The organism is Streptomyces sp. NPDC054975, from assembly GCF_053609105.1.
The window spans coordinates 1-18,821 of the sequence record NZ_JBSGWV010000046.1 but is presented as its reverse complement, the minus strand read 5'-3'; the positions used below and the strand labels follow the sequence as shown (position 1 = coordinate 18,821).

The 18,821-nt window shown below is 69.1% G+C and carries 19 protein-coding genes; 12 read left to right on the top strand and 7 right to left on the bottom strand.

Annotation, left to right across the window (positions count from 1 at the left end; genetic code table 11):
- Positions 1 to 41: 41 nt before the first annotated feature.
- A complete protein-coding gene (locus ACWF79_RS28305; RefSeq protein ID WP_453730996.1) occupies positions 42 to 305 on the bottom strand; it encodes a hypothetical protein in 264 nt (87 codons plus the stop codon).
- 37 nt (positions 306 to 342) lie between these two features.
- On the opposite strand from ACWF79_RS28305, the gene ACWF79_RS28300 reads away from it, so the two are divergent.
- From ACWF79_RS28300 to ACWF79_RS28290, 3 genes are all read left to right on the top strand, one after another.
- The gene (locus ACWF79_RS28300; protein WP_453730995.1) at positions 343 to 669 is read left to right on the top strand and encodes a hypothetical protein; all 327 of its coding nucleotides are present in this window, start codon (positions 343 to 345) and stop codon (positions 667 to 669) included.
- 56 nt (positions 670 to 725) lie between these two features.
- Positions 726 to 1,856 (top strand): hypothetical protein, encoded by a 1,131-nt coding sequence (locus ACWF79_RS28295; RefSeq protein ID WP_453730994.1) that lies wholly within the window; start codon positions 726 to 728, stop codon positions 1,854 to 1,856.
- A gap of 243 nt (positions 1,857 to 2,099) precedes the next feature.
- On the top strand, positions 2,100 to 2,780 hold the full coding sequence (locus ACWF79_RS28290; RefSeq protein ID WP_453730993.1) for an HNH endonuclease family protein: 681 nt from the start codon (positions 2,100 to 2,102) through the stop codon (positions 2,778 to 2,780).
- 113 nt (positions 2,781 to 2,893) lie between these two features.
- Here ACWF79_RS28290 and ACWF79_RS28285 read toward each other — a convergent pair whose 3' ends face one another.
- From ACWF79_RS28285 to ACWF79_RS28275, 3 genes are all read right to left on the bottom strand, one after another.
- A complete protein-coding gene (locus ACWF79_RS28285) occupies positions 2,894 to 3,259 on the bottom strand; it encodes a hypothetical protein (protein WP_453730992.1) in 366 nt (121 codons plus the stop codon).
- Between the two features lie 148 nt (positions 3,260 to 3,407).
- On the bottom strand, positions 3,408 to 3,614 hold the full coding sequence (locus ACWF79_RS28280) for a hypothetical protein (protein ID WP_453730991.1): 207 nt from the start codon (positions 3,612 to 3,614) through the stop codon (positions 3,408 to 3,410).
- A gap of 185 nt (positions 3,615 to 3,799) precedes the next feature.
- The gene (locus ACWF79_RS28275; RefSeq protein ID WP_453730990.1) at positions 3,800 to 4,378 is read right to left on the bottom strand and encodes a hypothetical protein; all 579 of its coding nucleotides are present in this window, start codon (positions 4,376 to 4,378) and stop codon (positions 3,800 to 3,802) included.
- A 1,000-nt stretch (positions 4,379 to 5,378) separates the two neighbouring features.
- Between ACWF79_RS28275 and ACWF79_RS28270 the strand changes: the two genes are divergently transcribed.
- The 6 genes from ACWF79_RS28270 to ACWF79_RS28245 all read left to right on the top strand — a co-directional run bounded on the left by ACWF79_RS28270 (position 5,379) and on the right by ACWF79_RS28245 (position 11,498).
- On the top strand, positions 5,379 to 5,642 hold the full coding sequence (locus ACWF79_RS28270) for a hypothetical protein (RefSeq protein ID WP_453730989.1): 264 nt from the start codon (positions 5,379 to 5,381) through the stop codon (positions 5,640 to 5,642).
- Positions 5,643 to 5,657: 15 nt separating this feature from the next.
- The gene (locus ACWF79_RS28265; RefSeq protein ID WP_453730988.1) at positions 5,658 to 6,608 is read left to right on the top strand and encodes a hypothetical protein; all 951 of its coding nucleotides are present in this window, start codon (positions 5,658 to 5,660) and stop codon (positions 6,606 to 6,608) included.
- Positions 6,609 to 6,785: 177 nt separating this feature from the next.
- Positions 6,786 to 7,964: a dsDNA nuclease domain-containing protein gene (locus ACWF79_RS28260; RefSeq protein ID WP_453730987.1), complete on the top strand. Its 1,179-nt coding sequence runs from the start codon at positions 6,786 to 6,788 to the stop codon at positions 7,962 to 7,964.
- Positions 7,954 to 8,496 (top strand): hypothetical protein, encoded by a 543-nt coding sequence (locus ACWF79_RS28255; RefSeq protein ID WP_453730986.1) that lies wholly within the window; start codon positions 7,954 to 7,956, stop codon positions 8,494 to 8,496. The genes ACWF79_RS28260 and ACWF79_RS28255 overlap by 11 nt, the downstream gene beginning before the upstream one ends.
- Positions 8,493 to 10,421 carry a hypothetical protein gene (locus ACWF79_RS28250; protein ID WP_453730985.1) on the top strand — a complete coding sequence of 643 codons (1,929 nt, stop codon included), beginning with the start codon at positions 8,493 to 8,495 and terminating at the stop codon, positions 10,419 to 10,421. The genes ACWF79_RS28255 and ACWF79_RS28250 overlap by 4 nt, the downstream gene beginning before the upstream one ends.
- A 357-nt stretch (positions 10,422 to 10,778) precedes the next feature.
- Positions 10,779 to 11,498: a hypothetical protein gene (locus ACWF79_RS28245; RefSeq protein ID WP_453730984.1), complete on the top strand. Its 720-nt coding sequence runs from the start codon at positions 10,779 to 10,781 to the stop codon at positions 11,496 to 11,498.
- Between the two features lie 264 nt (positions 11,499 to 11,762).
- Here the strand turns inward: ACWF79_RS28245 and ACWF79_RS28240 are convergent, their stop codons facing one another.
- Positions 11,763 to 12,626, bottom strand: coding sequence for a hypothetical protein (locus tag ACWF79_RS28240; protein WP_453730983.1), 864 nt, complete (start codon positions 12,624 to 12,626; stop codon positions 11,763 to 11,765).
- Positions 12,627 to 12,800: 174 nt separating this feature from the next.
- Here ACWF79_RS28240 and ACWF79_RS28235 point away from each other — a divergent pair, with 174 nt between their 5' ends.
- From ACWF79_RS28235 to ACWF79_RS28225, 3 genes are all read left to right on the top strand, one after another.
- Positions 12,801 to 12,929 (top strand): hypothetical protein, encoded by a 129-nt coding sequence (locus tag ACWF79_RS28235; protein ID WP_453730982.1) that lies wholly within the window; start codon positions 12,801 to 12,803, stop codon positions 12,927 to 12,929.
- A gap of 145 nt (positions 12,930 to 13,074) precedes the next feature.
- Complete coding sequence (locus ACWF79_RS28230; RefSeq protein ID WP_453730981.1) at positions 13,075 to 13,590, top strand: hypothetical protein; 516 nt, start codon at positions 13,075 to 13,077, stop codon at positions 13,588 to 13,590.
- Positions 13,587 to 14,102, top strand: a complete 516-nt coding sequence (locus ACWF79_RS28225; RefSeq protein ID WP_453730980.1) for an NUDIX hydrolase — start codon at positions 13,587 to 13,589, stop codon at positions 14,100 to 14,102. Before ACWF79_RS28230 ends, ACWF79_RS28225 begins: the two co-directional genes overlap by 4 nt.
- Positions 14,103 to 15,003: 901 nt before the next feature.
- Here the strand turns inward: ACWF79_RS28225 and ACWF79_RS28220 are convergent.
- Positions 15,004 to 16,653, bottom strand: coding sequence for a hypothetical protein (locus tag ACWF79_RS28220; protein WP_453730979.1), 1,650 nt, complete (start codon positions 16,651 to 16,653; stop codon positions 15,004 to 15,006).
- Positions 16,650 to 17,804 carry a hypothetical protein gene (locus ACWF79_RS28215; RefSeq protein ID WP_453730978.1) on the bottom strand — a complete coding sequence of 385 codons (1,155 nt, stop codon included), beginning with the start codon at positions 17,802 to 17,804 and terminating at the stop codon, positions 16,650 to 16,652. The genes ACWF79_RS28220 and ACWF79_RS28215 overlap by 4 nt, the downstream gene beginning before the upstream one ends.
- Positions 17,805 to 18,821: the final 1,017 nt, after the last annotated feature.

Here is an 18,821-nt window from a genome sequence, read left to right as displayed (position 1 = left end):
CCTGGCGCCTTGTCACCCGAATGAGGCTTCCCGCGACCGCGCTACGCGCCTTCGACGACCTCGACCGGCGCCGACGGGTCGCCCACCGTGCGCCGCACCCGGACACGGAAGCCCTCGCGCAGCTCCTCGTCGGCCCATAAGGACCGGTACACGGGCAGATGCGCCCACTGAAGCCCGCCCGGCAGCTCCCTCGTCGCACACAGGGTGACCATGCCCGGGGCCACGTCAGACGGCCTGTGGATGTGCCCCCGCGCCATGTCCTTCTCCTTCGGCTTCACGTCGGTGCGCGCTACAGGTTGCCGCACGGACACGTCCGACGTGCCGACCGGTCATTCCCCGGGCTTGACCGGGACGATCTCCACCGTCGTGCCCTCGCGGGTCGACGTCCCGTTCCTCTTGCTCTCTTCGGTTCTCCTCCACGAGCCGGTCGATGTCGCCGGACGCCGAGCGCAGAGCATCGAGGACCAGACCCCATGCCTGGTCGTGCAGCTCCTCCGGCACTTCCTCCTCGATCTGGCCGGCGAGCCTGCCGATCTCCTCACGGGCGTCTTCCTCCGTGCCAGTGGTCGGCGCCGTCAGCGCCTCCCACAAGAACCGGCCCACCCCAGCCACCGCCCGCTCTACGCCGCCGAGCACCGAACCCATATCCATCTGCGCTTCCTCCCCTAGTGGTCCGCTGGGAGCATGCACCACCCCGGCAAACTCAGTGCCCGGGACGAAGAGGGGTGAGACACCGTGACGCAGCCGGGGCCCTGCACAGTGCGTGGGGCGGCGACCAACTGCTCTTCCGGGCCGGCGGTTACTGGTGGGACGGCACCACTTGGTACCGGCCCGGACAAGTCTGGGACCCCGTCGCCCAGGACAACGAGCGGCGCAAGGCCCGCGCCGCGGTCACGGTCAGCGCCGCCGACATGCTCGACGGCCGCGCCGACCCGAGCAGGGCGTACATCGGCAAGGTCCTCACCTTCGACGCCGACGCCCCGGCCCCGGACAACTGGGGCGACCACCTGGCCCTGTGGGCCGCCCGCCAGCAGGAGCGCGACGGCTCGCTCCCCTTGGACAGGTGCGTGGTCGACCTGGCCAGCCCCGAGCTGACGGGCGCCCAGCTGATCGGCGTGCCGGAGATGGCCGAGCTCGGCGGCATCACCGCCTCCACCCTGCGGGCCTACATCTCGCGCGGAAACAGCGAGGTGCCCCAGCCGCAGGCCAACATCGGGGGCCGGGACCAGTGGGCGCGGGCGGTGGCAGACGACTGGGTCGAGGCCCGCCAGCGCTCATACGAGGGCGTGCGCGCCACCATGTCCGCCGGTGACCGCCACGACCTCTCCCGCGGTGCCGCCGAGGTCCGCGACCACTTCGCCGCCGACTTCCACGGCACGCTGTGGGAGCGGCCCGACGTACGGAAGCGCTGGGTCCTGCGCGCCCGCAACGAGAACGCGGTCCGCGAGGTCTCCGACGCCCTGGCCTGGACCGTCGCCGTCAGCCTGGACCGGATCCTGCCCACCGACATCCTCGGCGCCACGGTGGTGGACGCGGTGCTCCACAGCTTCGCCGACGCCGTCGAGATGGAGGTCAACAGCGAGGGCCGCGAGGAGTCCGGCCCGGGGGAGGAGAAGACCTGGTTCCTCTACGTCTCGCGTCCGATCGCGGAGATGCTCGACTGGTTCATCCGCCACCACCCTGAGTCCGCCCACGCCCGTATCGGCGACATCATGCACGCGGCCCACCAGAAGTGGGAGATCCCGGCAGAGGAGACCATCCGCACCCTCCGCGCGGCCGTCTCCATGGACGGCAAGATGAGCGACGAGGACCGCAAGACCTTCTTCGCCCTGCTCGCCCCGCCGACGAACGACTGAACCGTCCCCGCGTACAGCAGGGGCCCGGAGCCAGGATCAGTGGCTCCGGGCCCCTGCCCGCGACTGTAGCCGCAGGACAACCAGATCCGGCGGCAGGGCGTACGAGGGCCAAGGCGTCGCCAGTAGGTGTCCGCCCAGACGGCGGGCGGCGGACCGTTTCCCCGGTGAACGTCTTCACCCGCAGGGCTGAGCCGTGGGCGAAACTGCTGGTCACGGCCTGGTGTTGGCCGGTATCCAGCGTTGGTGATCAAGAACCTTGCCCGCGGCCTGGCCGCGCTCACCCTCACGCTCACCCCGCTCGCCGTCCCCGCGACCGCCCAGGCCGCCCCGGCCGCGCCTGCGGCCACAGAGGTCCTCGCCCTCGTCGATGCCCTGGAGTTGGTCCAGGTCGCCGACGAGAGCAGGACGGGCTACACACGCGACAAGTTCAAGCACTGGAACGCCGGCCTCGACCCCAAGGACGGCTGCAACACTCGGGCGGAGGTCCTTCTCGACGAGGCTGCCGAGGCGCCGGCCGTCGCGACGGGCTGCAAGCTCTCGGGGGGCTCGTGGTCGAGTTACTACGACGGGCAGGTCGTCAACGACCCGGCCAAGCTCGACATCGATCACATGGTGCCGCTCGCGGAGGCCTGGGATTCCGGCGCGAGCGCGTGGACGCCGGCTCGTCGTGAGGCGTACGCCAACGACCAGGACGCCGCCACCTCGCTCGTCGCGGTCACCGCGCGCAGCAACCGGGCCAAGGCCGACCGCGACCCGGCCGAGTGGATGCCGCCGCTCCCGGACGCGCACTGTCGCTACGTCGGCGAGTGGACCGCGACCAAGCTCCGCTGGGGCCTCACGGCCGACCAGGCCGAGGCCGACGCGCTGAAGGTGTACGCCGAGACCTGCGAGACCACCGTCGTCCGCTACACCCCGGCGCCGTAGCCCGTTCGCCGACGGGCGTGGCGCCCGTCGGCGATGCGGTCCCGCTGATTGCCGAGGACGGGTCCGGCCGACCGCCGCTTCGCGGTGCGGCCGCCGGCCTCGTCCGAGGCCGGCTACCGGCGGGAGAAGATTGCGAGACCCGCGGCGCCGCTCCAGGCCGCCGAGGCGAGCGCCAGGAGCGCTTTCGCCTCGGCGATGTGGCCGAGCAGGTACATGACGCCGGCGGCGGTGAACGCGATGGCGCCGATCGCGGCGAGGCCGGCGGAGGAGATCGCCGTCGACACGCGTACGACGCGCGCGTGGAGGGGCTGTTCCTTCCGGCGCTGGCGCCGCAGTTCCCGCCGCAGTGCGCGGGCCTGGCGGCGGCGGCACTTGGCCTCGTGCTCGATCTGGGCCAGCAGTTCCTCCGCCGTGGTGCTCAGGAGCGGCGAGGCCGGGTGGCGCTGGCTCTCCTCGGGCAGGGAGGGCATGGTGGTCATGGGCGTTCCTCTGTGAGTGCCTGCCCGCCGCCTGGGTTGGTTGCCTGGAGGCGGCGGGCCCCGCGCGTTCGCGTCGGTACGAAGAAACAGCCGGGCCGGGTCGCCACTGTGAGCGACCCGGCCCGGCTTTCCCCCGACTTCCCCCTGCTTACTCTGCGAGCAGCACGCTCGCCCTTGATGCCCTGCTACGGCGAAGCTGGCCGATCCTCCGCCCGCCCGGCCGGTCGGCCGCCCGGCCGGGCAGAAGGACAAGCATGGTCTCGTAGCGGCAGCGCAGCCACGTGCCGGCCGCCATGACGGCGGTGACGATCGTGAAGAAGACGATCCTCAGTACGTTGATGATCGGTGCGAACATCCACCCTCCTCGGGGACGGAAGAAGCCGAATACCCCTCGGCCTCTTGAGTGCTTCTCGGAACCAGCGCAGTTGTCGTTCATGACCTCCCATCCGTGCCGGTGCTGCTCCCTGTCGGAGTAGTCACCACCCGGAGGCGCGGGCCGAAGCGTCGTCGTTGCGGACGGCCTGTGCCTCCGGGAAGCAGCTAGTCCAGGTCCCCGGCGAGGCCGCCGAAGAGCTGCCGGCGCTTGCGGCGGGCGTGGCGGAGCGCGTCGCGCACCGAGGCCGCCGTCACGGTGCCGCCCAGGGTCTTCGCGATGAACGGCGCCTTCATGCCGTACGCCTCCGCCAGCACGAACGCCCGCAGCTGCAGCTCTGACATGGAGCCGCGCAGCTGCCTCATGGCGGGCGCGAGGTCCGCCAGGCTCTGCTCCTCCGGACCCGGGCAGGCCTGCTGCTCCAGGGCCTCGTCGCTGTTGGCGACGAACCGCTGGGACCATAGGGCCAGCTCTGCGAGGTGTTCGCGGATCTTCTGGCCGGTGACTGTCCACACGTACGCCTCGACGTGACCGTCGAGCGGGCCGGTGCGAAGGCGGCGGAACAGGGCCTCCCACACCTTCGCCTCGATCTCGTCGATCTCGGTGGCGGGCAGACCGGTGCGCGAGTAGATCAGCTGCCGCACGGTGCGGGCCATCTTGTGCATCCGGTCCCACTGACGCTGCGCGTCAGGACCCAGCGGCTCGCGCTGGTGCGGGATCTGCCCGCGAGCATCATCGCTGCTCATATCCGTCGTTGCCTCCAAAGTAGATCGGTCAGGGACGAGCGCCGCCTCAGCTTGCTGGCGGCACTGTGAAGTACCAGGCGATCCGGCCCGAGAGTGTGAGCGCGATTGCTGAAGATTTTCTGGCTGGGTGTGAGTGCGCAGGCGCCGTCGGCTCGTCAGCAGCACACAGGTGCCGGAGCAGCGTGAACGGAGGTGTCCTGTGCTGCTTATGGCTGCTGCAAGCGGCGTGCACGCGGAGGCATGTGAGAACACCGTGGTCCGCTATACGCCCGCGCCGTAGCGCCGAGCGCGCGGCCGCGCTCGCTGAGGCAGTAGCAAGACGGCTCCGTCAGCTGAGTGGTGGTGCTGACAGGGCCGTATGAGTCGCCCGAAGGCCTCGATCAACGAGCAGCGGCGGAGCCCGTTACGACGCAGGCGACAACGGACCTGGCACTGGCGCGCCCCGCGCGGTCTGTACGTCGGGTCCGCAACGGCAAGAGCCGGCCCCGAGTAAGAGGGCCGGCTCTTATGCAGTCTCGCGCGCCAACGCGATCGTGCGGAAACCCTGGTCTGGCGGCTGAAGCCCGTATTCAGGGGTCGGGTGGATGGTGGCAGACGTCGTGATGCCACAGCAAGGAACCCTGGGACAGAATCGCGGGATTCACCGCCCCATCGACGAGCGCCCACGGAAGCCGATGCGGAGGAAGGGAGCGCTCTGACGCATCAGCCCTGGTACGGGCGTTGCGGGGGCGGTACGCCGATTGATGCCCGTCGGCCCGCGTACGGAACGTCGCCGACTTATCACGCCGAGCAGTGAATTCCCTGCTCGGACACCGCGCATCAATGTCCCCCGATCGGCTCAAGCTACTGGCAGCATATGTCCGCACCATCTGTCTCGGGCGGCGCCAACCGGCCCGCAGGCAGCGCTTGTTCGGCTGAAGCCCGGCCCCCGGCGCGTACGTCGCCCGGGGGTCTTCACCACGTCACGGGGAGACCCGTGCCGAGGACCTTTAGGGGAGACATGACACCGCCTTACCCCGCGCCCACCCGCATCGGGCCGCGAGAGACCCTCGTCCTGATCGTCACCACCGTGTTCTTCGCATCCGCAGTGCTGCTCGCCGCGCTCGGCCTGCCCGTCAACGAGATCTTGCTTCTGATGAGCGGCACCGCCGGCGCCTCCGTCGTCACGGTCACGGCCATGACCCTCGCCGTCGCGGCACGCTCGGCCCGGGAAGCCGAACGCGAAGCCGTAGCCGCACTCGCCCGCATCGTTGGCCAGGCGTGACGGGAGAACCACGCCGTGGGGCGCACCTCGAACCCGATCCCCAACCCGAACAACGCACCCGGGCGCCTCGCCCAGCACTTGCGCGACGGCCTGGCCCGCCGCCGCCTCAGCTACCGCGAGCTCGCGGCCATCACCAGGTACCACGCGACCACCCTGCAACGGGCCGCTGACGGCAAACACGTCTCCACCTGGGAGGTAGTCAGCGAATTCGCGAGCGCCTGCAACCTCGACCTGGACACCGTCAGGGGGATGTGGAAGACCGCGCACGACGAGCGACACGGCCGCCGCGGCCCCCAGACCAAGCCGGTCGGCGTGGAACAGATCACCACCTACGCCGAACTCGGCCTCTTCCTCGTCGACCTGCGCGAACGCAAGGGAAGCCCGTCGTACCGGCTGATCGAACGGCGCGCCCTGACCCACTGGAAGTGGTTCGGGCGCCTGCCGCACTCCACCGCACAGCGCATCGGAACCCGGCAGACCTCCCGCCCGACCCTCAACCAGATGCGGGCGTTCCTCGTGGGCTGCGGCATCCCACCAGAGCGCCACGGCGACCTCGTACGGGCCTGGCACCGAGCCAACATCCAGTACCAGGAGGAACGGGCACGCCACGCCGGGGAGCAGCCCGCCCCCGAACCCAACCGCGCCCTGGCCAAGTTCGCCCGCGAGCAGACCGCGATCCAGACCGCACACGACCTCGGATACGCACCCCTGGAGCCCTTCCGAGGCCACGGGCAGCCGTGGTCAGTGGTCTGCCTGACATGCGAAAAGAACCGGCGGATCCGCCTGGAATGGGAGATCGAGCGCCAGCGCCAGCAACGGGAAGCCGGGATCTGGGAGATGCGCTGCCCAACGTGTGTAGACCACCCTGCTTCCCGAGCGCAGACATATACCGGCGCCGGCTCACGGATCCCCGCTTACGCCCCGCCGCTGGCCGTCCTGACCTCCGGGCGGGGAATGGCCCGCTGACTGGGATCCGCTCTGGGCCAGGCCGAGCACGTGGTGTGACGGCGTCGGACTCCGTCGGCTGGACACGGCGAACGCTGGCTCCTCCTTGTTCTGTCGTGGGCTGGTCCCTGTGACTGTCGACTGGAGATCACAGACGCCTTACGCTGCGTGTCCGGGGAGTAACGAGATGGGGGGCGGATGGCTGATCCGATTGAGATCGAAGCACCGGATGACACGGGTTCAGGTGTGGTGCGACGGTTCGAGTACCAGGTACACATCGCTGTGCAAGCAGTCCTGGAGATGCTCGCGGGCGGAACGGTCATCCATGTGACCTGCGAGCACATTGAGGACATAGTCGTGGCGCGGGAGGGCGACTCCCGGTGTACCGACGGTGGCGTGTTCTGGGATTTCCAGCAGATCAAGACCAGGGATGCCGTGGAGCCCTGGACGCTCACAGATGTAATCGCCAAGAAGCCGCTCAAGAGCCTGTGGCGCACGTACGGAGCTGTGGCAGGCACTGGTCTGACCTATCAGCTGACCGCCGGCATCGAGGGCCATCTCGACCCAGCAGACGCCGCGGTGGTGGCCCTGTCCAAGGGACAGGGCGGAGACAACGAGGCGTGCCGCAAGCGGGTGGCGAAGCACCTGGACGTCAAAGAGGACGCGCTCAGCGACTTCCTTCCCCTAGTGCGTATCAGGCCGCTGCCGCGACGCGGCGACATCGAGCTGCGCAATACGCGGGTCCTGGCGGATCTCGGCCCGGGACTCACCATGGCGACGATTGACGCCCTATACAACGAGCTGCTCCGGCGTACTCGCGATGCCACCCAAGGCCTGCCCGTAGCCCGGTGGACAGAGCTCCTGGTCCTCGACAATCCGCCTGTGGCCGTGCTGAACAAACGCCTCTCCGCAGTGGCGATTGCCGACGTACGCCAGCGCCTGACCCGTCCCGACCACGTCCTGCTGGAAGACCTCTCCCAACAACTGCATGCCCCCGAGACCGCGCTTGTTCGCAAGCTCCGGGCGGGTGCAGCCTCCGAGGAGGTCATCGAGGAGGCGCAGATGCTGCGTGCCCACGCCGACCGGCACCGCTTCAGAGAGCTGGCTCTGGGGGCCTGGCCGGGCGACCAAGCGATCGAGACCGACCTTGACCAGCGTCTGCTGCTGCTGGCCCGCCGTACCGGCCGAGCCCATCGGGGACAGCCCCAGCCCGCTGACGTCATCTTCGACGAACTGCAGCGCCTACTGGATGCCAGTCCCGGCACGTACGACCGCCATCCCCTCTATGCCCAAGATGGTGTGCTCCTGATGGGCCGAGCATGCGCGATCTCAGACGAGTGCAAGTTCGACTGGGGGAGCGCCCGAGATGCCTCCTAGCGCCGCCGCGCCCGCCGCCGCGCCGCCCACACAGCCGCCCTCGGCCGATGCCCAAGCACGCCTGCTGCTGCTCATCGACGTCTTCTCCGGAGCCAAGGGCATCGAAGGGCGCATGAAGTTGGCCAAGCTCGACTTCCTGCTGCGCTACCCGGACCACTTCAACCGCCTCATGGCTGTTCGGCGGCCTGGCGTCGACGCTGGCGAGAACCCGTGGCTGACCGGAACCATCGAGCAGAGCATGATCCGTTACAAGTACGGACCCTGGGACCCCACCTACTACAGCCTGCTCGGCGCCCTCACAGGCAAAGGACTCATCGAGCCCAGGCACGAAGACGCCGTCGCGACCTACTGCACGACCCCAGCCGGGCATGACGTGGCTCGCGCTCTTACACAAAGCGAGAGCTGGCGCCCCGTGCACGACCGGGCAGTGCTGTTGCGCCGGCACTTCAACCTGACCGGCACCACCCTGAAGAACCTGATCTACGAGACGTTCCCCGACATCGTCGAGGCGGACTGGGGGACCCACCTATGAGACTGCGCATCGAAGAGATCACCCTGGTCGGCACCAGCCGCACGATCCGCTTCGAACCGGGCATGAACGCGATCGTCGGTTCCATGAGCGGCGGCAAGACGGCCACCGTCAGCTGCCTCCGGGCCCTGCTCGGCGCCGACGTGAGCGTCGTCCCCGAACTTCGAGGACGGACCATCGCCGGCACGGTACTGGTCGGAGATCGCCGATTTCGCATCGTCCGCCCTCTGGTCACCACCTCGAACGCCATGGTGGAGATCGCCGAAGTCGAAGGCCGCGGGGAAGTCTGGCGGCTGCCCGCCAGCCAGCTCCAAGCCGGGTACGACGCGACCTTCCGTGACTGGTGGCGCGATGTACTTCAGCTGCCCCGCCTCAGCGTCCCGCGCGCTCCCAGCGATGACACGAGCCCCCTGGTTCCGGTCACCATCAGCGACTACCTCATGTACTGCGTCCTCCGACAGAAGGAGATCGACTCCTCTGTCTTCGGAACCCCGGACAACTACTCCAAGAACATCAAGCGCAAGTACGTCTTCGAGATCCTCTACGGCCTCTACGACCCCGAGGCAGCTGGCATGCGCGACCGCCTACGTGCAGTCACCACAGAGCTGGCAGCCCTCACCGCAGATGCCAACACCCTCGAACGGATCCTCCAGACCACCGCCTTCGCCTCCCGAGCCCAGCTTGAAGTCGAACGCCAGAAGACCGAGCGGGAACTCAACCACGCTCGCCAGACCGACGTTGACCTCGCCGACAGGATCAAGCTCCCCGGGCCGACGACCGTCACACTCCGCGAAGGGATCGCACAGACGGAAGCAGAGCTCGCCCGGATCGCCGGTGCCGCAGAAGCCGAAGCCGTATCCGTCGCCAACCTCCGCGAACTGCACGGACAACTCATCGCCCAGAGCCGCCGGCTCACCCGCGCCCTGGTCGCCGAGCGGCTCCTCAACGACTTCGAGTTCCACACCTGCCCGCGCTGCGGATCCGGCGTACCGGACAGGGGCGACGAGCACACCTGCCGACTCTGCTTGCAAACTCCGCCTACCTTGCCAGCTCCGTCCTCCCTTGCCGCGGAGCAAGACCGGGTCATCGAGCAGGTAACCGAGACCGAAGAACTCATCGCCCGAAGCAACAACCGCCTCGCTCAGCTCCAGACCGCCCTGGCAACCCAGACTCAGTACCGGGCGGACCTCGGCGAAAAACTGGACCGAGCAACCTCCACCTACATCACCGACCAGGCAGACCGCATCCGCAGAATCGCCGCCCGGCAAGCCCAACTCGAGGAGCACCTTGCTCGCCTCGACGACGGCCTGGCCCTTCACGACCGGCTGGCAGGGCAGGCCGAACGCGTGGCGGAGCTCGAACGAGAGCAAGAAGACCTCAACAGCAAAATCGACGCCACCCGCCACAGCAACCAGGCCGTCAGCGCACGTCTACAGAAACTCGATGACGCCTTCGAAGCCGTCCTTCGCAGCTTCGACGCACCCCGCTTCGACGATCAGCCAGGCTCCTACATCAATAAGAAGACGTACCTGCCTGTCGTGGACGGCCGTTCCTTCGCTGACCTGCAATCGCAAGGCGTCGAGGTACTGGTCAACGTCGCCCATGTACTTGCACACCAACATGTGGCACTCAACGACGGCGACATCCCTCTGCCCAACCTCCTGATTATCGACGGCATCAGCAGCAACGTCGGCCACGAAGGCGTCGACCTCGAACGCCTGCGCAAGATGTATGCCAGCCTTCTGCGCACGGCCACCGAGCACGTCGATCGCCTTCAGATCATCGTCACTGACAACGACTCCCCTCCCATTGAGGGCATCCACCGGTCGCTGGAGCTGTCCGATACAGACCGACTGGTCCCCATGCCACCTGCCGAACACGGTGACGAGCAGTCTCCAGACCCACCCGCAGAGCAAGCCGGGGCCTGATGACCGCGCGGGGCCGGACAGGTCCGGTCCCACGCCTGCCCGGGATCCCGCCCATCGACCAATCCCGCCCCTTGTCTGGCGGGAAAGGCTGCTCAGGCCTGCCGCTGGGGCCGGAACGCTTCTCGGAGGCGGCGTGGATGCGGTGGCGCTTGCAGTTCGGCGGGGGCGTCCGTCGCCGCGCGAGTCGCCTGCGGTCGGCTACCCCATCCAAGCGGCCCGAGTGAACCCGTCCTGGCTCACCGCGTGCTCGGCCGGCTCAGTCCCCAGGCGGCGGTGATGAAATTGCGGTATCTTTTCCGGTCCTGTGGCGGCGCATGTCACAGTCCGCTCCCAGTAGAGCCCTTGAAGGAGCACGCGATGATCCATCCAGACCGGAAGCATCTGGTGCGGACCCGGGAGATGCTCGCCGACGAGATGGGCATGGCCATGGGCACGTTCCGGAACAAGAAGCCGTACACCCAGGACCACTTCCCCGCACCTATCAGCTCCGCCGGCGCCCGCACCCTCCTGTGGGACGGTGGCCAGACCAACGCATTCCTCGCCGGCGAAGCCGTCCCGGAACTACGGGACGACGACCCCGGCATGCTCCTGGACCGCCACGAAGCCGCCGCGGAACTCGACGTCACGCCCAAGACATGGGACAGCTACGCCACCGATCCGCAGATCGCACCGCACGCGATCACCATCCACGGAGTCGAGCACTGGCCCCGCGACGTCGTGCGCACCTTCCGCGACAGCCGGCCAGGCAAGAGTGCCGCGCCCGGCCGACCGAAGGGCAGCAGCAACGCCCTGCCCCGCGGGGAGGCCCGCGCGCACGTGGCTGCACTTCTCGACGCTTCCCCTGGCATCACGATCTCCGGCGTCCGTGAAGCGGTCGGCGTTGCGCCGGCCACGGCCCAGCGCCTGCTCGCCGAGCTCCGGGGTGAACGGATCGCCGCCCTCATGAGTACCGACCAGCACATGACCTTCGACCAGGCCGCAGACCGACTCGATTACCCGCCAGCGGTCCGCCGAGGAATCCGAGCTGCCGTGGAACGCATGACGGCTCCATGGCACGAACCACCCGGGAACAACTAGAAATTCCTTGAGGGGGATTTCCCTCAATAAGCCGGGTGGCGCATAGCCTATTTCGGGCGGGATATGATGCAGGACGGAATGCGGTCAAGGCACGGTGTCGCCACGTGGAGCCGCGTTCCACGCGATGGCCGGAGAGGGCCGCTAACCCTCATCCGCCGGTCACCGGCGGAACCGGCATCGCCCCGCCCGACCAGGCAGGGCGGCCGTAGGCGCTGTACAGCAGCCCAGCCAGACCTTCGGCAGCCAAGGGCGCCGCGTAAGCCGTCAGGTCGGCATCCCGACTGGATCAATGGGATCCTCACCCAACTCGTTGTGTACCTCATGCCAGAAGCCCCGCAAGAGATGGAACAGAAGATCCCTCTCATTGTTCTGTCCCTCAGACGCGTCGGGAAGGCCGCACCGCCCGGCGTACATCATCAGATCATTCCGAATACGCATGGGGACAATCGGGTATTCCAGGGCGAAAAATTCAAGGTCGTACTGAGGGCCAAGGCGATTGATCCATCGCCGGGCGTAGATACGGCCGACCACGTAGGGGTCGGTGACGGTCGCGGCCATAACGTCTTCAGCGTCTTCTTCGAGGTCTTTTGCGCGCTGCTCGGGGGTAGAGCAGTTCGTAAGCGTGGGAAAGTCTCGTGGTTTCGGGCTGAGGCTACCAACCGAGGTGGACCTGGCCGCCGCGACGGAAGCGGTACTCGGCGTGAAAACCTCAGGCTTCTGGGTGCGCACATCGTCTACAAGCCGACGCATTTTTTCGATCGCGGCCAAAGTGGCCCGGCCGGATTCCTCTGGGGCAGGAACGGCTGCAACCGGCGCTTGTCTGGGGTTGTCCCCGGCTTCCGCGGCGTTGTCCCAAAGGCCGTGGAAGGTTTTGACCTCGGCGGCCGGCGTAGCGTCGGGCACCCGTGACGCGAGCTCCGCCACCACCAGTTGCACGAGTCCCCAGTCGGGCAGGCGTGGCTTGGTGAAGGCGTCGTGGATCCGGCTCGAGCTGGCCACCCCCTGCCCGAGCGCCTTGGCCAGCTCGCGTACGGACGGCCATCCCGCCCGGCGATGAAGCGCATGAAGGTGATCGCTCAGTTCCTTACGCGGCCCGGGGGCAAGCGCAGGGGTGGTGAGCTTGGCCATGAGCCGTCCCCCGTGGAGTGTCCAGAAGTGTCCGATAGCGTCCGACACACAAGGTACAGCGTCCTAACCCGTGGCCTCTCGTACCGAGTTGTGGAACGTCGTCCTCTTGCGTCAGCGCGCCCCCGGGCGGGTCGAACCTGGTGAGACCAACTCCAACTCGCCAGGGAGACAACGATGTTCGACACGGCGCTGACTCAGCTCACAGAGGGTTTTCTGACCCAGCTCCCCGCCAGCCTGCTGACCGCCCTCATCACGGCACTGACCGTCTGGGGATTCCGAAAGTGGCGCGAGAGGGAGAAGTAGCAGCCGGCACCAACGCCCGAGGGCCCCGCGGTCACCCGTGGGGCCTTGGGTCACCAGGGGCCCGGGCCTGCCTGCAGCACCGCCCCGGCGACGCCCCCCCCTGCCCGTAGTAGTTTTGGAAAAAACTACGGAGAGGACACAGGCCATGGTCGAGATTCTCGATTGGGACGCGCCCGGCTACTGGACCGTGGCCCATATCGCTGCCGCCTACGGCGTCAGTGAGGCGACCGTCGGCAAGGAGTGGACGAAGTGGCCGCACTGGCCGGCCGCCGCGGACGGGATCGGGAAACGACGCGCCGCCCGCGGCCGGCCCTCCAAGGTCTACCCCCGTGAGGCGGTTAAGGCCGCCGTCGACCTGCAGCGTGCGAAGACCCCCGGCGCCGGCCCCGCAGATCCACCGGCAAGGCAGTGGCCGCGCAAGGACCGGGTGTCGCTCGCCGAGATCGCCCGCCGGCTCGACCGCGACTACACCGAAGTCCGCAACTACCCCCGGCTGTACCCACCTGGATCCAACAACCCCTTCCCGCCCGTGGGCCACGACGAAAGGCGCGCCTGGGGCGACGTCACTGACTGGCAGGCGCGCCGGCCGGGGATGGGCAACCGCCGCACCACCCGCGTATCAAAGACCGCTCGTACCGACGAAGGACAGGCAACCCCGTGAACGCCGAGGCACCGTTCCACCGCATCAAGATCCGTGTTGCCGCACTGATCTTCAACGGCGACGAGATCGCCCTCATCAAAAGGGTCAAGAACGGCACTGAGCAGTACACCGTGCCCGGCGGCAACGTCGATCCAGGCGAACCCATCCCGGCCGCCCTCGCCCGCGAGCTGAGGGAAGAACTCGACCTGCACGTCCACCAGGCCGACACCGCCCCTCGCTTCACATGGCTCATCGACGCCATGGTCAGCCGCCCCGGAACCACCCCGCCCCGCAAACTCCACATGGTCTTCCGCCTGAGCATCGGCGACACGGTCCGCGAGACACTGAGCCCGATGGAGCACGACGACACCGCCGGAGCCGGCGAACTGGTCTGGATCCGGTGGCAGGACACCAAGGACCTGGCGCTCTTCCCGCCCTTGCCGTTGACCGACCTCGAGGGCCCGGCCGCCGAACTGGACGCCGGCGCCGCTCTTCTGCCGGCTCTCGATGACTCCAACTACCGCTGGATCTGACCCTGACCCTGGGCCCGGCGGGCGCAGCGGCGGGCCATGTACGTGTACGCCAGGGCAGGGCCCGGGCGCAGGGCGCAGCTCGGTGGAGCGGATCGCCGGCCCCAGGCGCACGGCAGCCACCAGCCGTTGAGTGGCGGCGCCGAGGGACGGGGCGCAGCCGCGTGGGTGGGGCGCACCCGTGCGGGGCGCAGCCGGGTGTGGGTGGGGGAGGTGCACGGCACTGACTCCGTCCCCACCCTCAGTTCACACCGGTCGGTGACCGGGACGGAGTCACTCCCGCGCACCTCCCCCACCCACACCCGGCGCAGCGTCGTGGGCGAGCAATTTCCATGGCGCGCGGTCTCCTGCGGAGACACGACGCGGAGGGACTGCGTCCCTCCCAGGGTTGCCGCGCCGCTGCGCGGCGCTGGGGAGCCAAGAGCAGTCTCGGGGGCGGGAGCCTGACGGCTCTGGCGTCGGCCCTGACGGGCCGACGCGCTGCCCTGACAGCCAGCGCCCGGGCGGCGCAGCCAGGCTTCCACTCCTTCCCCCGCGCAGCGGGTGCCGATGCGCTGCGCGCCTCGCAGCGGGGCCCGGCCGCTGCGCGCCCGGGGATAGTGGCCGAGGCCGCGAGGACGGCCGTCCGGCGGCTCCCACCTTTCCCCGCGCAGCGGGTGCGGAGGCGCGGTGCGCCTCGCAGTGGGGCCCGGCCGCAAGCGGCCGGGCGGGGCGGAGTGATCCCCGGCCGCACACGGCCGGGAGGGGGAGCGATCCCCGGGACGCTGCGCGCCCGGGAGCTGGAGCGAGGGCCGAGCGCTGCGCGCTCGCCGCGCCGCGCCGGTATCGTGAGCCCGTGGACCGGACCCGCTGCTATCGGGTCCGGCCCACTTGCCCCGCCTAACCGGCGCGGGCCGTCAGCGGATTACTCGGCGAGGAGCCCGGGGAAGGCCCGCCGGGACCGACCCCGATCCAGGGTGACGTGTTCGACCTCGGCCCCGGTCAGCTTGAAGCGCCGCAGCGGCTTCCCGGTCGCCCGGTCGGTGTTGCGCAGATGCCGGGGGTCCAGCTCCTCGACCACCAGCGACGGCACGGCCGCCGTGGTGTTCTTCCCGCCCGCGACCGCCACGGACAGGTGCCCGGTCGAGGCGAACGGGATGGGGGCGATCCTCCACACCGTGCCCCGGATGCTGGACAGGCTGACTTCCCCGTATCCGCGCTCTTCACGCGGGGTCATCGGCTCGTCCGGCACGCTCACCAGTCCTCGGAACAGACCCTGTCCGCGCCCCTGGTTCACGATCTGTCCGGTGTCGATGGTGAACTCTCGGGAGAACACCGCCGACGCGGGCCACCCGGCGGCGCGCAGCGCCTCGGTGTATGTCTCGACCAGCGGGAGGACGCTCTCGCGGATGTGCCGCGCCGCCGCCCGGTCGATGGCGACCAGGGCGCTCGCCCGCCCCGCCAGCCCCCACAGCAGTTCGCTTACGTCCGCCCACGTCGCGGCGGGGAACGGCTCGCGCCGTCCGATCCCGCGCTGTGCCTTGAACGCGAGAAGCGCGTTCAGGAACGGCCGGGTGGCGTCGGTGTACCCGGACTTCTCGCGGGTCTTGGTACGCGGGTAGAGGTGGAGCGCGGTGAAGCGCCCGGTCTCCGCGAAGTTCGGTTCCACGGCCCAGTACGGGCCGTCAGCGTTGGCGAACTGCCACACCTGCGCCGTCCGCCGCTCGTGGAGCACGTCCAGCGTGCCCGCCAGGGCCGCCCGCACGGTTGAGGGGGAGCCGTTCAGACCGTCGCCGGTCAGGTGCAGGTACTCCCGCCCCTCGGTGCTGAACACCGGCTGATTGCCCGCGCCCAGCCGCACGACCCGCGCCCGCTGCATCGCAGTGGTCTGCGCCGTGGTGCTGATCACCAGATGCGGACCGGCCGCGATGACGTGGTGTCCGTCCACCATGCTTTCGCTCACGGGGAACAGGCCGAGCAGCGGCGGGAATCGCAGCTCCATGGCCGCCGTCGCCGCACCGTGCCCGAGCGCATCGAGCACGGGCCGGTAGGTCCGCAGCAGGTTCGCCATGTCGGCCGTGAACTGCTCACGGGTCGTGTCCTCCCCGGCCCTGTCTGTCCACCCCAGGGTGTACGGCGTGAGCGACACCCGGACGCCGTCCAGCACATCTCCGTGCCGCTGCACGATCCGGTGGTGCATCGCCACCAGGTCCGGCGCCGCAGACGAGTAGCCGACGCTGGAGATCCGCACCCGTGCTCCGAGCCGGTCACCCGCCAGCGACAGGTAGTCGTCCAGGTAGGGGTAGCTCATGATGTCGTTGTCCAGGTACGGGAACACCGTCCCCGGACGGTGCGCGTCACGGCCCCGGGCGACCCTCAGCCCGCGCTCATCGGCCACGGTGGCCATGCCGTCCATCAGCGCGTACAGGCCCGGCCGGGTGAGCTGCCAGACGTCCCGTCCGGCCACCTGCGAGCAGAACCCGCACCGGTTGAAGCACCCCGTGGCCGGGGCGAGGTACTGAAGCCGCGTCAGCGCCTCATCCGGCAGCGTCCGAAGCTGTTCGAGCAGAGTCATCGTGCTTCCTTCCTGTCGATGGAGAACCACTGATCGAAGGCCGCGAGAACGGCCCGACCGTGGTCGGAGAGATCCGAGGGGCTGGAGAACGGCGAAGCCTGACCAGCGGTCAGCCCCTCGACGGTGGCCAGCTCCGCGCCCGGCTCACACGCCGTGCCCGCCTCGGGGGCGTTCGCGATCAGCACCCGCCCCGCGTCGCTGTCCGCCTCAGCCGGGTGCGCGCCGGGCCGCTCCCACACCAGCCGCCCACCGGCCAGCCGGTACACCCCGGAGCCGGGGAAGTCCGCCCGCGCGGACACGGCCGACCGGGCACGGATCTTGAGGTAGTAGGGGCCCACGCCGCCCGCCGCCAGCGAGCCGCTGTTGAACGTGTCGGCGTCCGGCAGCCACGTCGGACGGTGCCCGAGCATCACGACCAGATGCGCCACCACCAGCGGCGGCACCCCGGCAAGCTGGTGGTTCACGCCCGAAATCTCAGTCGTGCCCTGCTTGCGCGCGTTGATCTCGTTGATCACCGGCCCGTCCGGGGACCAGATCACATCGATTCCCCACAGCCCCGTCATGCGGTGCGTGCGCCATGCCCACTCACCCAGACACGTCGCCGCCTCGATCACGTCGGCAACGCCACGGGCAGGAAACGGCGCCCCCGACCAGTCGTTGCCCGCACTCTTGGCCGGACCGATGCCGACCGCGCCGACACCGACCGCCTTACGCGACGGACGGTCCACGTAGACCCGCACCCCGCCCCGGCCGTCCGGCACGGACAGAACCGACACGTTCGAACTCCAGCCGTCCACGAACGCCGACACCCGCCACGGCCCGGCCAGCGCCACGGCACGCGCCATGTCCGCCGGGCCGTCCACGAAGACCGTGCCGCGCCCGCCCGCAGCGTGAGCCGACTGCACCACGAGCCGCCGCGCGCCAACGTCGGACCGCATCCGCGACAGATCCGGCAGACGCTTGGTGTAGGTCCGGCCGGGGATCATCAGGCGCTCCGACACACCGGCCGCGCGCAGGATGCGTCCCAACTCGCCCTTGTTCTCGACCTGGTCACGGACCAGCACCGGCAGCCCGGCCACGGTTCCCGTAACCCCGGCCAGCTCGGCGAGATGCGGCACGGCGTACCACCCCGCCACGACCGGCGAGGCCATGCCCCGAACGCGGTCAGCAGCCCGCTGCGCGATGGAGGGCCACCACGTGTGCTTGCGCTCACCGCCACCCCGCAGCCCGGTGCCCGCCTCAGCGGACACCACGTCACCGGGCAGCGCAGGAGCCCACGGCGCGTAGCACCCGAGGGACAGCGCGGGACGGGCGGCAGAGACCGGGACCGGCCCCGCATAGGCGACACGGCCGCCTGTCGTGTGCCGGTCGAAGTCGACCAGCGGGCGTCCGGCAAGTGCCGTGTGAAGCACGGCACTTGCCTCAGTAGAGCGACTACCGAGCATGCTCGGCAGCGCGTACAGGGGATTCAAATTTCCTCCGGTTCTACTACGGTAGAGGGCGCGAAAATAGGCGCCGCTGTTTCCGTGACGCCGAGGCGGCTTGCCCCGACATGAATAAGTTACCGCACTTGAATCACTGGGTCTAGGTTCTGAGTGGTTTTCTTATGCGGTTTCTGTATGGGGGTTTGTTGGGGTGTCAGGGGGTGGGTTTTGGGGGTGGTATGAGGTTTGGTCATGGAGGTTTGCTGTTTGGGTATTTCGGTTTGGCCGGCTGGGTGATTTCCGGGCCCGGACCCCCACCCCTCTTGGTGCCCCTTTTTCATAAGGTGTAGACCACTCGCACTCGGATAGGCTGCTCATGTGGCACTCTGCGTGACCGCCCTCCGGCCGGGCCGGGAGGCTGGACACCGCCTCCAACCCCCGGCATACTGGTCACTACCAGCGAGCAAGAAGAGGCGAGACCGGGGCAGCCGGCCCCGCAGGGGACGGAAGCAACCAACCCCTGACAACCACTCAACAAGCCTTTTGACCAGCATAGATACCCCCGCAGGGGGTGCCGAGCCACAACCGGCCTCCCACCCACAAGGCCGCACTCCCGATCCGAGCCGGATCAGCCCGCAGTCACCGCAGGTGACTGCCCGTCGGGACACTCCCCCCGGCGCCGCGCAGCGGCGCGGCGACATTGGGAGTGACGCAGTCACTCCGCGTCGTGTCTCCGCAGGAGAC

Bases quoted from the DNA above. Each gene is read 5' to 3' on its own strand.
- ACWF79_RS28255 (WP_453730986.1), top strand. From the start codon at position 7,954: ATGCCTCCTAGCGCCGCCGCGCCCGCCGCCGCGCCGCCCACACAGCCG.
- ACWF79_RS28270 (WP_453730989.1), top strand. From the start codon at position 5,379: ATGACACCGCCTTACCCCGCGCCCACCCGCATCGGGCCGCGAGAGACC.
- ACWF79_RS28230 (WP_453730981.1), top strand. From the start codon at position 13,075: ATGGTCGAGATTCTCGATTGGGACGCGCCCGGCTACTGGACCGTGGCC.
- ACWF79_RS28240 (WP_453730983.1), bottom strand. From the start codon at position 12,626: ATGGCCAAGCTCACCACCCCTGCGCTTGCCCCCGGGCCGCGTAAGGAA.
- ACWF79_RS28260 (WP_453730987.1), top strand. From the start codon at position 6,786: ATGGCTGATCCGATTGAGATCGAAGCACCGGATGACACGGGTTCAGGT.
- ACWF79_RS28280 (WP_453730991.1), bottom strand. From the start codon at position 3,614: ATGTTCGCACCGATCATCAACGTACTGAGGATCGTCTTCTTCACGATC.
- ACWF79_RS28215 (WP_453730978.1), bottom strand. From the start codon at position 17,804: ATGGCCTCGCCGGTCGTGGCGGGGTGGTACGCCGTGCCGCATCTCGCC.
- ACWF79_RS28285 (WP_453730992.1), bottom strand. From the start codon at position 3,259: ATGACCACCATGCCCTCCCTGCCCGAGGAGAGCCAGCGCCACCCGGCC.
- ACWF79_RS28235 (WP_453730982.1), top strand. From the start codon at position 12,801: ATGTTCGACACGGCGCTGACTCAGCTCACAGAGGGTTTTCTGACCCAG.
- ACWF79_RS28275 (WP_453730990.1), bottom strand. From the start codon at position 4,378: ATGAGCAGCGATGATGCTCGCGGGCAGATCCCGCACCAGCGCGAGCCG.
- ACWF79_RS28220 (WP_453730979.1), bottom strand. From the start codon at position 16,653: ATGACTCTGCTCGAACAGCTTCGGACGCTGCCGGATGAGGCGCTGACG.
- ACWF79_RS28250 (WP_453730985.1), top strand. From the start codon at position 8,493: ATGAGACTGCGCATCGAAGAGATCACCCTGGTCGGCACCAGCCGCACG.
- ACWF79_RS28245 (WP_453730984.1), top strand. From the start codon at position 10,779: ATGATCCATCCAGACCGGAAGCATCTGGTGCGGACCCGGGAGATGCTC.